The organism is Nocardioides humilatus (assembly GCF_008373755.1).
In the GTDB taxonomy this organism is placed as follows: domain Bacteria; phylum Actinomycetota; class Actinomycetes; order Propionibacteriales; family Nocardioidaceae; genus Nocardioides; species Nocardioides humilatus.
Genome location: NZ_VUJV01000003.1, coordinates 522,163 through 536,295, shown reverse-complemented (window position 1 = coordinate 536,295; position 14,133 = coordinate 522,163). Strand labels below are relative to the sequence as shown.

16 protein-coding genes are annotated in these 14,133 nt (G+C 70.1%); 9 read left to right on the top strand and 7 right to left on the bottom strand.

Translation table 11 applies throughout. The features are described 5' to 3' along the window. Positions 1 to 4: 4 nt before the first annotated feature. Positions 5 to 718, bottom strand: coding sequence for a TetR/AcrR family transcriptional regulator (locus F0U44_RS10410; RefSeq protein WP_149728221.1), 714 nt, complete (start codon positions 716 to 718; stop codon positions 5 to 7). 303 nt (positions 719 to 1,021) lie between these two features. Between F0U44_RS10410 and F0U44_RS10405 the strand changes: the two genes are divergently transcribed. The 7 genes from F0U44_RS10405 (at position 1,022) to F0U44_RS10375 (ending at position 7,945) form a co-directional block, all read left to right on the top strand. After that, positions 1,022 to 1,558 (top strand): hypothetical protein, encoded by a 537-nt coding sequence (locus tag F0U44_RS10405; RefSeq protein WP_149728220.1) that lies wholly within the window; start codon positions 1,022 to 1,024, stop codon positions 1,556 to 1,558. A gap of 155 nt (positions 1,559 to 1,713) precedes the next feature. Further along, positions 1,714 to 2,274, top strand: a complete 561-nt coding sequence (locus F0U44_RS10400; RefSeq protein ID WP_149729002.1) for a YqgE/AlgH family protein — start codon at positions 1,714 to 1,716, stop codon at positions 2,272 to 2,274. Positions 2,275 to 2,294: 20 nt separating this feature from the next. Then, on the top strand, positions 2,295 to 2,564 hold the full coding sequence (locus F0U44_RS10395) for a DUF3039 domain-containing protein (protein ID WP_149728219.1): 270 nt from the start codon (positions 2,295 to 2,297) through the stop codon (positions 2,562 to 2,564). Continuing rightward, positions 2,561 to 4,354 carry a DEAD/DEAH box helicase gene (locus F0U44_RS10390; RefSeq protein WP_149728218.1) on the top strand — a complete coding sequence of 598 codons (1,794 nt, stop codon included), beginning with the start codon at positions 2,561 to 2,563 and terminating at the stop codon, positions 4,352 to 4,354. Before F0U44_RS10395 ends, F0U44_RS10390 begins: the two co-directional genes overlap by 4 nt. A gap of 100 nt (positions 4,355 to 4,454) precedes the next feature. Beyond that, positions 4,455 to 5,942 (top strand): S28 family serine protease, encoded by a 1,488-nt coding sequence (locus F0U44_RS10385; protein ID WP_188113418.1) that lies wholly within the window; start codon positions 4,455 to 4,457, stop codon positions 5,940 to 5,942. Between the two features lie 10 nt (positions 5,943 to 5,952). Beyond that, entirely contained in the window at positions 5,953 to 7,455 is a 1,503-nt protein-coding gene (locus F0U44_RS10380) for a S28 family serine protease (protein ID WP_188113417.1), read from the top strand. After that, the gene (locus F0U44_RS10375) at positions 7,409 to 7,945 is read left to right on the top strand and encodes a DUF1697 domain-containing protein (RefSeq protein ID WP_149728215.1); all 537 of its coding nucleotides are present in this window, start codon (positions 7,409 to 7,411) and stop codon (positions 7,943 to 7,945) included. The genes F0U44_RS10380 and F0U44_RS10375 overlap by 47 nt, the downstream gene beginning before the upstream one ends. On the opposite strand, the gene F0U44_RS10370 is transcribed toward F0U44_RS10375, so the two are convergent. Both F0U44_RS10370 and F0U44_RS10365 read right to left on the bottom strand, forming a co-directional pair. Beyond that, complete coding sequence (locus tag F0U44_RS10370; RefSeq protein WP_149728214.1) at positions 7,914 to 9,158, bottom strand: MFS transporter; 1,245 nt, start codon at positions 9,156 to 9,158, stop codon at positions 7,914 to 7,916. The two genes, F0U44_RS10375 and F0U44_RS10370, sit on opposite strands and share 32 nt — an antisense overlap. Continuing rightward, positions 9,155 to 9,661, bottom strand: coding sequence for an ArsR/SmtB family transcription factor (locus F0U44_RS10365; protein WP_149728213.1), 507 nt, complete (start codon positions 9,659 to 9,661; stop codon positions 9,155 to 9,157). The genes F0U44_RS10370 and F0U44_RS10365 overlap by 4 nt, the downstream gene beginning before the upstream one ends. Before the next feature lie 137 nt (positions 9,662 to 9,798). Between F0U44_RS10365 and clpS the strand changes: the two genes are divergently transcribed. Both clpS and F0U44_RS10355 read left to right on the top strand, forming a co-directional pair. Continuing rightward, positions 9,799 to 10,095 carry an ATP-dependent Clp protease adapter ClpS gene (gene clpS / locus F0U44_RS10360; RefSeq protein ID WP_438616486.1) on the top strand — a complete coding sequence of 99 codons (297 nt, stop codon included), beginning with the start codon at positions 9,799 to 9,801 and terminating at the stop codon, positions 10,093 to 10,095. 16 nt (positions 10,096 to 10,111) lie between these two features. After that, positions 10,112 to 10,702 (top strand): DUF2017 domain-containing protein, encoded by a 591-nt coding sequence (locus F0U44_RS10355; RefSeq protein ID WP_149728211.1) that lies wholly within the window; start codon positions 10,112 to 10,114, stop codon positions 10,700 to 10,702. Here the strand turns inward: F0U44_RS10355 and F0U44_RS10350 are convergent. The 4 genes from F0U44_RS10350 to F0U44_RS10335 are packed head-to-tail and all read right to left on the bottom strand — an operon-like array spanning position 10,680 to position 14,101. Next, on the bottom strand, positions 10,680 to 11,078 hold the full coding sequence (locus F0U44_RS10350) for a universal stress protein (RefSeq protein WP_149728210.1): 399 nt from the start codon (positions 11,076 to 11,078) through the stop codon (positions 10,680 to 10,682). The genes F0U44_RS10355 and F0U44_RS10350 overlap by 23 nt on opposite strands. Beyond that, positions 11,075 to 12,595 carry a tripartite tricarboxylate transporter permease gene (locus tag F0U44_RS10345; protein WP_149728209.1) on the bottom strand — a complete coding sequence of 507 codons (1,521 nt, stop codon included), beginning with the start codon at positions 12,593 to 12,595 and terminating at the stop codon, positions 11,075 to 11,077. The genes F0U44_RS10350 and F0U44_RS10345 overlap by 4 nt, the downstream gene beginning before the upstream one ends. Before the next feature lies 1 nt (position 12,596). Further along, a complete protein-coding gene (locus F0U44_RS10340) occupies positions 12,597 to 13,121 on the bottom strand; it encodes a tripartite tricarboxylate transporter TctB family protein (RefSeq protein ID WP_149728208.1) in 525 nt (174 codons plus the stop codon). Continuing rightward, positions 13,118 to 14,101, bottom strand: coding sequence for a Bug family tripartite tricarboxylate transporter substrate binding protein (locus tag F0U44_RS10335; RefSeq protein WP_149728207.1), 984 nt, complete (start codon positions 14,099 to 14,101; stop codon positions 13,118 to 13,120). Before F0U44_RS10335 ends, F0U44_RS10340 begins: the two co-directional genes overlap by 4 nt. Positions 14,102 to 14,133 lie beyond the last annotated feature (32 nt).

The window sequence follows — 14,133 nt, the reverse complement described above, 5'->3', positions numbered from 1 at the left end:
GCGCCTAGTTCTCACGGTCGTCCCCACCGGGGACGGCCGCGAGTGCGTTGGGGAGCGGGAGGCCGTTCTCGACCATGAGCTGGACGCCGGCCAGCAGGAAGGCGACCGCGCCCTCGACGCGGACGGCGGCCTCCTCCGGGTCGAGTGCTGAGGCGACCGACTCGCCGGCCGAGGACATCGCGCCGAAGAAGATCCGCGCGTAGGTCTGGACCATCGGGTCGTCGAGCTCCCACTTGCCCGCCTCGAGCACCGACCGGACGATCTCGAGCACGTTGGCGAAGGTCGAGCGCTCCTCCTGCTCGCGGTAGCGCTCGTAGCCGAGCACCGCGGGGCCCTCCTGGATGACGATCCGGCGGTAGGCGGGCTCCTGGACGACGACGAGGAACGCGCGGAGACCCTCGCGCGCCTTGTTCCACGGGTCCTTCTTGCCCTTGAGGGCCTTCTGAATGCGCTTGGACGCGTCCTGCTCGACCCGTTCGAAGACGGCCTCGAAGAGCGCTTGCTTGCCCGAGAAGTGGTGGTAGAGCGCGCCCTTGGTCACCCGGGCGCCGGAGACGATGGCGTCGAGCGAGGCGGACGCGTAGCCGGCTTCGGTGAACCGTTCCTCGGCGACGTCGATGAGCGCGCGCTTGGTCGAGGCGGAGTACGCCGCCCTGCGGGTCGCCCCGGCGACGCTCGGCACCTTGGGGACCAGTTTCGACACGGAAGCCTTGGCCACGCGGGTCAGCATATGTCGTGGCGTATGTCGTGCATCACGTTCATCGCCCTCAGATGTGACGGGCGTCAATGAGGCACGACACATGCTGCGCTCAGGTAGGCGAAACCCCCGTACTTTCGGGCAATTCGGGTGGTCCGCATCACGCACGCAGGTGTTGGGCCTACCCCGGTTCGGACGCATACTCTAAGTACGTACCAACGGTATGTCGGCGGTCCGGACCACTCCGGGCCCCCCATGACGCCGACAAGTTGGCTTGTTCCTTCGGGGGGACTGGCTGCCGTTACAACCAGTAAGGAGCTGACCATGACCTGGAAGGCCTTTCACAACCGGGGCGAGACTCTTCGCGCCGTGATCGCCGCCTCGGCGGTTCGTCGGGACGGAATCCTCCCGATGGACGTCGATGGCGTTTCGGAATTCTTCCGCGACGAGCTCGACCTGCTCGGCGCCCTGCAGCTGAAGTGGCACACGCGCCTCGCGGGCCACATCGAGGCCGAGCTCGCTCCGCAGCCGATGGACCTCGAGTCCGGCGTCACCGCCGGCTGGGCCCGCGCGCAGGAGGAACTGCCCGGCGTCCGCGCGATCATCGACCACTACCGCGACCACCCGGCGGACGACACGATGGCCCAGGCCGTCGCGCGGTTCACCTCCAAGGAGCACCACTACCTCGCAGCGATGGCCGGCATGGCCTCCGTCGCCCGCGAGGAGGGCCAGGCGGTCGGCGCGAAGATCGAGTCGCGCGCCCGTACGACCGCGGTGGGCATCCCTGCCCTCGACAAGGTCGAGGACGCGGCTCCCCGCGGCAGCATCATCGACCGGCTGCGTGCCGTCGTCGCTGCCTGATTGACGACCCGGCTCCTCCCAGCCGGGACTCCCCGCAACAGCCCTGGGTCCGACACCACTCTCCCTCCCGTGTGTCGGCCCGGGGCTGTTGCCTTTCCGGCACCCGTGCCTTCCCGGTGTGTGGGGCGATTGGGGATGATGGGGGAGTGAACCCGATGGTCGGCGACCTCCGTGCCGGGCAGCTGCTCGTGGCGACGGCCGCGTTGCTCGACCCCAACTTCGTCGACACGGTGATCCTGCTCCTCGACGTCAACGAGGAGGGTGCGCTCGGCGTGGTGCTCAACCGGCCCAGCGCCCTGCCGGTCTCCGAGGTGCTCGGCGACTGGGGCGACGTGGTCGAGGAGCCGGAGGTCCTCTTCCAGGGCGGTCCGGTCTCGACCGACGGCGCGCTGGCCGTCGCACTCGCCGTGCCTGGGAGCGAGGAAACGGTCGGCTTCCGGTCGGTCACCGACCGGCTCGGGCTGCTCGACCTCGACACGCCGGCCGAGCTCGTCGTCGGCACCGTGGAGCGGTTGCGCATCTTCGCCGGCTACGCCGGCTGGGGCGCCGGACAGCTCCAGGCCGAGGTCGAGGAGGGCAGCTGGTACGTCGTCGCCGGCCGCGCCGACGACGTCTTCCGGCTCGACACCCGTGAGCTGTGGCGCGACGTGATGCGTCGCCAGCCGGGCGATCTCGCGCTGCACGCGACGCGGCCCGCGGATCCAGAATTGAACTGAGCCTCCGATAGTCTGCGCCGGTGACCACGATCGGCTTCTCGACAGAAACGGATGTCCGCGAGGACCGCCGTACCGTCCCGACCGACGAGGGTGACCACGAGCGCTTCTCGCACTTCGTCGACAAGGACAAGCTCACCGAGGCGATGGTCATGGGCACCCCCGTGGTGGCTCTGTGCGGGAAGGTCTGGGTGCCCAGCCGGGCCCCGGAGAAGTTCCCCGTCTGCCCGGACTGCAAGGAGATCTGGGAGGGCCTGTCCGACGGTCCGTCCGACCCGGGCTCCGGGGAGTGACGGGGCCCGAAGAGGCCCTGCCCCTGTCGTCGCTCGGGCCGGCCTGGCCGGAGCGAGCAGCCTGGGGCACGGCGACCTCCCTCCGCGCGTGGCAGGCGGCGGCGATGCGCGACTACCTCGAACGCTCGCCGCGTGACTTCCTCGCCGTCGCGACGCCGGGCGCCGGCAAGACGACCTTCGCGTTGTCGGTCGCTGCCGAGCTGCTCGGGCGCCGCCAGGTCGACCGGCTGATCATCGTCGCGCCCACCGAGCACCTCAAGCTCCAGTGGGCGGAGGCGGCGGCAAAGGCCGGGCTGCCGATCGACCCGACCTACTCGGCGGGCAGCGGCAAGATCAGCAGCGACTACGTCGGCGTCGCTGTCACCTATGCCGGCGTCGGCGTCAACCCGCTCGCGTTGCGTATCCGCACCGAGCGCTTCAAGACCATGGTCATCCTCGACGAGATCCACCACGCCGGTGACGCGCTGACCTGGGGCGAGGGCGTGCGCGAGGCCTTCGAGCCGGCCGCTCGCAGGCTCGCCCTGACCGGCACGCCCTTCCGGTCCGACATCAACCCGATCCCGTTCGTGACCTATGCGCCCGGTGACGACGGCGTGCCGCGCTCGGTCCCGGACTACACCTACGGCTACGCCGAGGCCCTCGCCGACCATGTGGTCCGGCCGGTGCTCTTCCTCGCCTACTCCGGGGAGATGCAGTGGCGCACCCGGGCCGGCGACGAGGTCGCCGCCAGCCTGGGCGAGCCGCTCACCAAGGACCTGACCGCGCAGGCCTTGCGCACCGCGCTCGACCCCGCCGGGTCGTGGATGCCGTCGGTGCTGCAGGCAGCCGACAAGCGGCTCTCGGAGGTACGGCGCCACGTGCCCGATGCCGGTGGCCTCGTCATCGCGACCGACCAGACCTCCGCGCGTGCCTACGCGAAGCTGTTGAAGGCCATCACGGGCGAGTCCGTCACGGTGGTGCTCTCCGACGAGAAGGCCGCGTCGAAGAAGATCTCCGAGTTCAGTGCGGGCGACGGTCGCTGGCTGGTCGCCGTACGCATGGTGTCGGAGGGGGTGGACGTGCCGCGCCTGGCCGTCGGCGTCTACGCCACCACCACCTCGACGCCGCTCTTCTTCGCCCAGGCGGTCGGACGGTTCGTGCGGGCGCGGACCCGGGGCGAGATCGCGTCGGTCTTCTTGCCGTCGGTGCCGCGGCTGCTCGGTTTCGCCTCCGAGCTCGAGGTGCAGCGTGACCACGTGCTGGGTCGCAAGGTCACCGACGACGGCGACATCTTCGCCGCTGAGGACGACATGCTGGCGCGCGCTCAGGCGGGGGAGCCCAACGATGCAGCCTCCGCGGACCTTCTTTCTGGTCCGTTCGAGGCACTCGGCTCGCAGGCCCGCTTCGACCACGCGCTCTATGACGGCGCCGCCTTCGGTCACGAGGGCGAGGTCCACGTCGGTTCCGACGAGGAGATGGACTTCCTCGGCATCCCCGGCCTGCTCGAGCCCTCCCAGATGAAGGAGCTGCTCCAGCAACGCCAGGCCAGCCGCTCCAAGCCGCGGCGACCCGTGGCGGCCGCCGCGGACTCCGTGGAGCAGGTGACCACCCACGAGCAGCTCGCCGTCATGCGCCGCGAGCTCAACGGCCTCGTCGCTGCGTGGAACCACCGCACCGGACAGCCGCACGGCGTGACCCACGCGGCGCTGCGCAAGGAATGTGGCGGGCCAGCGGCCGCGATCGCCAATGGCGAGCAGCTGAAGGCGCGGATCGACCGGATCAGGGAGTGGGCGGTCCGCAAGTCGTCGTGAGACCTCCTGGCTGACACGGGCACACGTGACGCCACGGCGGTTCGCGCGTTGAGCCCAGGTATCTCGGGACGGCTCTGCATGGGGGAATGAATTGTTCGGCTTGCTGCGCGCGCTTGCGGGCGCCACGGCCGTCACGCTCGGGCTTGCGGTCCTGGTTGCACCGCCGTCGGCGTCGTCGGCGAGCCCGCAACCCGCCGTCGTCGCACCCGCGCCCGTGCAGAAGCGGGCGTCGCTCCTCGACGAGATCCGCGCGATCCCGATCGTCACCCACGTGACTGAGGTCAAGAACGCTCCGCGGGGCACCCGCTTCTTCCGGATCAAGGTGTCGGTCCCGGTCGATTACGCCGATCCGCAGTACCCGACCTTCGAGTTGCGGGTCAACCTCCTCCACCGCGGCTTCGACCGGCCTACCGTCGTGGAGACCTCCGGCTACCGGCTGTGGGACGACCCCTATCGCTCCGAGGTCACCCGGATCGTCGATGGCAACCAGCTCGACATCGAGCACCGCTTCTTCTCGCCGTCACTGCCGAAGCACCCCGATTGGGGGACCCAGCTGACGATCCGTCAGGTCGCCGACGACGACCATCGCGTCGTCTCCGCGTTCCGTCACCTCTACGACGGCAACTGGCTCAGCACCGGCGACTCCAAGGGCGGCATGGCGGCGACGTACTTCCGCAGGTTCTACCCGACCGACGTCAACGCGACGATCGCCTACGTCGCTCCCAACGACGTCGTCGATGACGTCGACGCCTACCCGACGTTCTTGGCCGAGATCGGCGGCAAGGACCTCGCCGACTGCCGCAGCCGGCTGGTCGCGCTGCAGCGCCGGATGCTCACCGACCGGGGCTGGTTCCGCGGCCGGCTCTCTCGCTTCTCCGCCGAGAAGTCGCTCACGTGGGACTACGTCGGCAGCCTCGATCGCGGCTTCGAAGCCTCGGTCGTCGACATGTACTTCGCCTACTGGCAGTACTGGGGCGAGCGCGCCTGCAAGGACGTGCCGATCGCCAAGCGGATGTCCAACGCCCAGGTGTGGCGCTACGCGGGCAGCGTCGAGGCGTGGGGCAACCTCGCCGACCAGCGCCGCTACTACTCGCTGCCCTACCACTTCCAGGCAGCGACTCAGATCGGCGGTCCGCAGCCCTACGAGCGCCCGCTCCGTGACCTGCTCCGCTACCCGGGCGCGGACACTCCTGCCAACATCCTTCCTCCCTGGATGAAGCCGGCGGCCTTCGATCCCGACGCGATGGTCGACATCGACGCGTGGGTGCGCACCGATGCGCGCCGGATGATGTTCATCGACGGGCAGGACGATCCGTGGTCGGCCGAGCCCTTCCGCTGCGGCGCCGACGCGCAGGAGCGGTCGTGCGTGCGGCTCGTGGTGCCGCACGGCACCCACGGTGCGGTCATCGGCGAGCTGCGCACGGCGCAGCGTGACGCGGCTGAGCGGCTCATTCGACGGTGGGCCGGGCTGCGCGGCGTCAGCGCGCGTGGCGGGGCCTGGGGTGGCAGTGCCGCATGGGATCCCCGGCTGGACGACCGCTACCGGACCTGGGTCGCGAACGGCCGCCGGCGGGGATCGATCCTGTAACACTGGGGCGGTGTTCACCGGTCTCGGACGCCGCTCGTCGCTCGGCGCGCTCCTCTGCGCAGTCCTCCTCGTCACGGCCCTTGTCGTGCCGCTGGGTCCCGCGCCGTCGTACGGCAGCGTGGGCGCGCCGACCGTCACGCGTGCTGCCCACCACCGGCTCGGACTGGAGGCGCGCATCGAGCGCCTCGGGGTCGTCGACTCGGTCACCGAGGTGCCGGGGTTCGGGCCGAAGGGCACGCGGTTCTTCCGGATCTGGTTCCGTCTGCCGGTCGACCACGACCATCCGGACGGGCGACACTTCCGGCTGCGGGGGACGTTGCTCCACCGCGGCACGGACCGTCCGCTCGTGCTCGCGACCTCCGGCTACGGGCTGCGCTCCTGGCAGGGCACCGGACCCAACGAGGTGACCCAGCTGGTCCGGGGCAACCAGCTCGACCTCGAGCACCGCTTCTTCCGGCCCTCACGCCCCGACCGCCCCCGCTGGGCTCGCCAGCTCACGATCCGTCAGGCGGCCGCCGACGTGCACCTGGTGGTGCGGGGGCTGAAGCAGATCTACGGCCGGCCATGGCTGTCGACGGGCGCCTCCAAGGGCGGCATGACGATGACTTACCACCGGCGGTTCTACCCGGGCGACGTGGCCGGCACGGTCGCCTATGTCGCGCCCAACGACGTCGTCGACGACGAGGACGACGCCTACGCCGACTTCCTCGCCAACGTCGGGGGAGAGGCGTTCGCCGACTGCCGGGCCGACCTGGTGGCCGTGCAGCGCCGGATCCTCGAGGACCGCGACTGGTTCGTGGCGAAGCTCGAGAAGACGGTCGGCACCAACGGGACGCACCTCTCGCTCGTCGGCGGCGCGGACCGCGCGGTCGAGGTCGCCGCCATCGAGACCTACTTCGCCTTCTGGCAGTACCAGCCCGCCGAGGCGGCCTGTCCCGAGGTGCCAGGCGCGGCCGCCACTGACCAGGACATCTGGGAGTGGGTCGACAGCGTGCTCGGCTGGTACTTCCTGACCGACGAGGACACCCGCTACTACGTGCCGTACTACTACCAGGCCGCGACTCAGCTGGGCGCGCCCGCGCCCTACGAGGCGCCGATCGCGGACCTGCTGCGCTACCCCGGCCACGACGTGCCGGCGACCTTCGTCCCCGATGACCTCGAACCGCTCGTCCACGACGCCACCGCGATGCCCGACGTCGACCGGTGGGTGCGGAAGCGGGCGTCACGGATGCTCTTCGTGTACGGCGAGCTGGACCCCTGGTCCGCCGAGCCGTTCTCCTGCGGGGAGACGGGTGAGGCGAGGGAGTGCGTGCGCTACTACGCGCCGGAGGGCAACCACGGCTCGAAGATCGGCTCCCTTCCCGGGCCGGACGAGCGCGCGGCGGCTGGGCTGGTCCGGCAGTGGGCCGGGCTCAGCGCGAAGCTCCCGCCGGGCCTTGTCGGTCGCCTTCGCGATACTGAGCGGCATGCCGACCTACGTGGCGTTCCTGCGAGCGATCAACCTCGGCCCTAACCGGAAATTCCCGAAGGGCGACATCGCGGCTGCGACCGAGGCCGCGGGGGCGACCGACGTCGCGACCTACATCAACACCGGCAACGTGCGGCTCACCACAGGGATGCGGTCGCGGGCCAAGGTCGAGGCGGCGCTGGAGGCGGCCTACCTCGAGCGAGCCGGTTTCGCCGTACCGACCATCGCCTTCACGCAGGCCGAGCTGGCGGCGGTCGCTGCCGATGCCGAGGAGCTCAACCGGCCTGACCTCGAGCGGCACTACCTCTACCTGCTCAAGGACGAGCCCACGAAGGACCGGCTCGACGCGCTCCTGGCCAAGGACGGTGCCGCCGACCAGGTCGTCGTGCGCGGCCGTGCTGCGCACCTGCTGCTGGGGGAGGGCTACGAGGCGGGCAAGGTCGACCCGTGGGGCATCGAGAAGGCGTTGGGCGTGGTCGCCACCAACCGCAACTTCAACGTCGTCACGACACTGGCACGGACGTGGTGCTCGTAGCCGGGGTCCGGGTCATCGAGCGCACCGACCGCGACACGAGCGTCAGCAACGAGATCGCGAAGTAGGCCACGCCGGCGATCAGGATCATGCGCTGGAGCCCGAAATTCGCACCGAGCGGACCGAACGCGAGCTGGCCGACGGGGATCGCGACGAACGAGCCGAGCATGTCGTAGGAGTAGACCCGCGACAGCATGTCGGAGGGCACGTGCTCCTGCATCGCGAGCTCCCAGCCGAGACCGAAGATCTCGATGCCGGCGCCGCCGACGAACGCCGCGATGAGCAGCACCCAGAGCTCGGTCGTCGAGCCGAGGGCGATCATCTGGCCGGCGTAGACGGCGCAGCCGAGCATGCCGTAGAGGAGCGGGCGTCGCAGCGGCACGCGGAGGAAGACGATCGAGGTGGTGACCAGGCCGGCCGCACCGGCCGAGAGGATCAGTGCCCAGCCGTGGATGCCGATCTCGCTCGCCTTGGCGTGCGCCGGGCCGAGGGTGCTGAAGCCGCCGCTGGCCAGCGCGTTGAGCATGCCGAAGGCCAGCACGATCACCCAGAGCCAGGTTGTCTTGCGGAAGAAGCCCCAGCCGGTGCGCAGGTCCTTGACGATGCTGTCGCCGCCCTTGCGGGCCGGCGGCGGCGGGAGCTTGATCGGGAGGAGGAGCGCGGCGGAGACGAAGTAGGTCGCGCCGTTGATCGCGATCGCCCAGCCCGGTCCGACACCGACGACCAGGGCGCCGGCCAGGGCCGGTGCGACGACGAGCGAGATGTTGCGGAGCAGTCCGTTGAGGGCGTTGGCCTGCTGGAGCGCGCCCTCCGGGGCGAGCTGGGGGAGCAGCCCGGCGAGTGCGGGCTGGTTGGCGGCGGCCGCGACGCCGTTGACGGCCGTGAGCAGGGCGAGCTGCCAGATCTCGGCGTTGCCACTCAGGATCAGCGCCGCGATCGCTAGGGCGGTGACGCCGGCGGTGACGTTGCTCAGCTGGATGATCGCGGTGCGGCCGAACCGGTCGGCGAGGACGCCGCCGATGAGGACGAACATGACCATCGGGATGCTGTGGGCCGCGAGGACGATGCCGAGCGCGCTGGGGGAGTCGCTGACCTCGAGGACCGCGAAGACCAGCGCCACGCTGCCCATGATGTCGCCGAGCAGGTCGACGGCGCGGGAGGAGAAGTACCACCGGAAGCGGCGGTCGCGCAGCGGCGCGAGGGCGGGACCTTTCATGACTGCTCCATCTCGAAGGCGGCGACGCTGAGGTTGACGAGGATCGTGCCCGCGGTCCGCGGCTTCTGGGCCTGCTCGTGGATGAGGCGCGAGCCCTGGGTGACGAGCTCGAGCGCCTGCTGCCAGGTCTCCTCGGAGACCCAGAGCTCGGCATCGGTGAAGTTGCCGCGCCCCGGCTTGCGGTGGACGATCCGGCGCAGCAGCTCGCTGCTCATCGCGCGCACGTCGCCCTCGAGGTCGGTGGTGGACGGCTTGGGCTCCGGGTGGTCGATCGAGTAGCGGTAGCGCTTGGCCACGCCGCCCCGGATCCGCTCCTCGCCCTCGACGATGATCAGCCCGGCGTCGTGGAGGAGGCGCAGGTGGTAGGACGCGTTGGCGTGAGTGACGTCGAGCTCGCGCGCCACCTCCGCCGCGCTCATCGCGCTTGCCGTCAGCAACGACAGCATCCGTAACCGCAGCGGGTGTGCCGCTGCTCGCAGCGAGCTGATCTCCTCGTCACCCATCACGCCTCCTGAGCCCCTCGGGCCAACCATCAAAGAACTGTTGGGGAGTAGTGGATCATGTGGTCGTCGTACTGTCAAACAGTTATTGGGGAGTGGCCCTGCCGAGTCGCCCTCGCCGCTGTGTCACGATGGGCGTCGTGTCGACCGCGAGCCCTGTGACTGCGGATCCGGACCTCGTCACCGAGGGGATCACGCTGGTCGACACCCCGTGGGTGACGGTGGTGTGGAACGACCCGGTCAACCTGATGTCCTACGTCACCTTCGTGTTCCAGAAGTACTTCGGCTACTCGAAGAAGAAGGCGGAGAAGCTGATGCTCGAGGTGCACCAGGACGGCAAGTCGGTGGTGAGCAGCGGGTCGCGCGAGGAGATGGAGCGCGACGTGCAGGCGATGCACGAGTACGGCCTCTGGGCGACTCTTTCCAAGAGCGAGTGACGGGAGCCGAGACTCGATGGCGGGATTCGTCCGGCACCGCCGGAGCAAGCACATCATCGCGACGCTCTCGGGCTTCGAGGCCGACCTGCTGCGGTCGCTCGCGGCCCAGCTGATCGAGCTGCTGCACAACGAGGCGGCGATCCCGACCGAGAGCGCCGATCCGCTCGAGCGGCTCTTCGCCGACTTCTCCGGACCGACGACGCTGCCTGAGGATCCGGTGCTCGCCCGGCTGTTCCCCGACGCCTACGGCGCCGACGAGGTCGACGCCGCTGCGGAGTTCCGACGGTTCACCGAGAGCACGTTGCGCGACGGCAAGTCCCGTGCCGCCGCGACGATCATCGACACCCTCGAGGAGGCCGGTCTGCCGACCGAGCCGACCGAGGAGGAGCTGACGATCGACGTGGAGATGGACGGTCCGACCGCCGAGGTCTGGATGCGAGCGCTCACCGACCTCCGGCTCGCGCTCGGCACCCGGCTCGAGGTCGAGGAGGGGGACGAGGACTACTGGTACTCCCTCCCCGACGACGACCCCCGCGGCCAGGCCCACCACATCTACGAGTGGCTGGGCTACCTCCAGGAGACCCTCATCCACGCCCTGACGGCTTGACCGCCAGCACCGGGCAGTGCGCGTCGAGGATCACCCGTTGCGCGATGCTGCCGAGCAGGAGCTTGCCGACCGGCGTGCGGTGCCGCACACCCACGACCACGAGGTCGGCGTCCGCGTCGGCGGCAGCGGAGACGACCGCCTCCGCGACGTCCGGTACGACGTCGTGCAGCACCGTGACCTCCAGGCCCTCGGCCTCGAGGCCCGCCTGCACCGCCGCGATGTCGGCGTCGGGTGCGAACCGGGCATCGACGAGGGTGTCACCGCGGGTGGCGTTGACGACGATGAGCCGGCTGCCCTCCTTGCGGGCCAGGCCGACCGCGTGGTCCAACGCGGCCCGGCCGTAGATGTCGGGGCTGTAGGCGACCACGATGCTCATCGCTCCACCAGTTCCTTCTCGTCCTCGACCTCGGGGCCGATGGGTTCCGGGGCGGCCGGCCGGCGCAGGCCGTTGACCGCGACGGCAGCGAGCAGGATCGCGATCACGACGTAGACCACCACCGCGACCGGCTCGCTCCACAACGTGCTGACATCGCCGCTGGAGATCGCGAGCGCCTCGGTCAGCTGTGCCTCCATCTTGGGCCCGAGGATCACCCCGACGATGAGCGGCAACACCGGCACGCCGAAGCGGCGCATCGCGAAGCCGAGCACTCCGAAGCTCAGCAGCAGCACCAGGTCGAAGGCCTGGAAGTTGACGCTGTAGGCGCCCAGGCAGGCGAAGAACAAGATGCCCGCGTAGAGCTGCGGCCGCGGGATGCGCAGCAGCTTGGCCCACAGCGGCGCGAGCGGCAGGTTGATCACCAGCAGCAGCGCGTTGGCGATGATGAGGCTGGCGAGCAGCGCCCAGACCAGGCCGGGCTCGTTGTCGAGCAGCAGCGGGCCGGGCTGGATGCCGTAGCTCGTCAGCGCCGACAGCATGATCGCGGCGGTCGCGGTCGTGGGGAGGCCGAGCGTGAGCAGGGGCAGCAGGGTGCCGGCGGCCGAGGCGTTGTTGGCGGCCTCGGGTCCAGCGACGCCCTCGATCGCGCCCTTGCCGAACTCCTCGGGGTGCTTCGACAGTTTCTTCTCGGTCAGGTAGGAGAGGAAGGTCGGCACCTCGGCACCGCCGGCGGGAAGCGCGCCGAACGGGAACCCGAAGGCCGTGCCGCGCAGCCACGGCTTCCACGACCGCTTCCAGTCCTCACGGCCCATCCACGGCTGTCCGACGGGGATGATCTCGAGCGGCTTGCGACGCAGGTGCGCGGCCACCCAGAGAGCCTCGCCGACCGCGAAGATCGCCACCGCGACGACGACGATGTCGATGCCGTCGGCCAGCTTGGCCTCACCGAAGGTGAGCCGAGCCTGCCCCGTCTGGGTGCCGACGAGCCCGATCGCGAGGCCGAGGAAGAGCGCGATGAAACCGCGCAGCTTCGAGGAGCCCAGGGCCGTCGTGACCGCGATGAAAGCCAGCAGCATGAGGGCGAAGTAGGACGGCGCACCGAGCTTGACCACGAGGTCGGACACCCGCGGCGTGAGGATCCACAGCAGGACGGTCCCGATCGTGCCGGCGACGAACGAGCCGATCGCGGCGGTCGCGAGGGCTTGGGCGGCCCGGCCCTTCTTCGCCATCTTGTTGCCCTCGATCGCCGTCACGACCGACGAGGACTCGCCGGGGGTGTTGAGCAGGATCGAGGTGGTGGATCCGCCGTACATGCCGCCGTAGTAGACGCCGGCGAACATGATGATCGCGCTGTCCGGGCCGACCGAGTAGGTCACCGGGAGCAGCAGCGCCAGCGCCATGGCCGGGCCGATGCCGGGCAGCACACCGACGGCCGTGCCGAGGATGACACCGAGGCAGGCGAAGAGCAGGTTGGTGGGGGTCAGGGCCTGCTGGAAGCCCTCGAGAAGCAGGTCCATGTCAGAGCACTCCGTCCAGGATGCCGGCGGGGATCGGCACGCCGAGCCCCACGTAGAAGGCGTACCAGGAGCCGACCGACAGGGCGACGCCCACGCAGACGTCGCGCACCAGCGTGCGGCTCCCGAGGGCCTGGGTGGCGCCCACGAAGAGCAGTGCCCCGGTGATCGCCCAGCCCAGGACGTTGATCAGCGCGATGTTGGCGACGAGCACGGCGGCCAGCAGTGCGACGGTCCGCACGTCGGTGCCCTGGGTGAGGTCGATGTCCTCGCCCTCGTCGGACTCCGGGAGGTCCCCGCGCGCCGTCGCGATGCCGAGCAGCACACCGAGCAGGACCAGGATCGCTCCGACGACGTAGCTGACGGCGTACGGCTGGACCGGCTGGTCGGCGAAGCCCTCCTCGAGGCCGCTGGCGTCGTAGAGGACGTAGCCGCCGGTGAGCACGAGGAAGGCCGCGAGGCCGTATTGCGCTCGGTCGATCAACGGGCGGGCGCCCGCCTCCGGTGGGGTGGATGTGGTGGTGCTCATGACAGTCCCAGCTCCTCGAGGGTGTCGGCCACGCGGCTGTCCTGCTCCTTGAGGAACGCCGCGAACTCGTCTCCAGTGGCGAAGCTGTCGATCCAGCCGTTGTCGGCCAGCGCCTCACGCCACTCGTCGGTGTCGTGCATGTCGGTGAAGAGGTCGATCAGGTAGTCGCGCTGCTCGTCGCTGATGCCCGGCGGGGCGAGGACGCCGCGCCAGTTGGTGAAGACCAGGTCGATCCCGGCCTCGGTCAGCGTCGGGGCGTCGATGCCCTCGAGGCGCTCGTCGCCGGAGACCGCCAGGACCCGGAGGTCGCCGTTGGCGATCTGGCCGGAGAACTCGCCGAGCCCGGACATGCCGACCTCGATCTTCTCGCCGAGCAGCGCCGCGGTGAGCGGGCCGCCGCCGTCGTAGGAGATGTACTTGACGTCGTTGGGGTCGATGGCGACCTCGGCGGCCAGCTGCATCGGGAAGAGGTGGTCGGGTCCGCCCGGGCTCGAGCCGCCGCCGACGGTCACGGAATCGGGGTCGTCCTGCCACGCCGCGACCAGGTCGTCGATCGTCTTGAAGGGCGAGTCCGCGGGCACCAGGACGCCCTCCTGCTCCTCGATCAGTCGCGCGATCGGGGTCATCCGGGTGGGCGTCGCCTCGGACTTGTTGGTGTAGACCGCCCCGACGACGCCGAGCCCCATCGTCATGACGAGGTCGTCGGCGCCCTCCTCGTTGAGCAGGCGCTGCATCGCGACGGTGCCGCTGGCGCCGATCACGTTGCTGACCTCGAAGCGACCGGTGAGGTCGTTCTCCTCCAGGGCGCGTACGGCGGCGCGTCCGGTGAGGTCATAACCGCCACCTGCGCTGTTGGGGATCATCATCCGCAGCCGACGGTTGCTCGGGTCGTCGGAGCCGCGGGTGACACCGCAACCGCTCGCGACGAGCACGAGGACCACGGCCGCAGCGAGTACGGCGAGCAGCCGACTCCGATGCATGGGAACCTCCACGAAGATGCAGGGAATGGGGC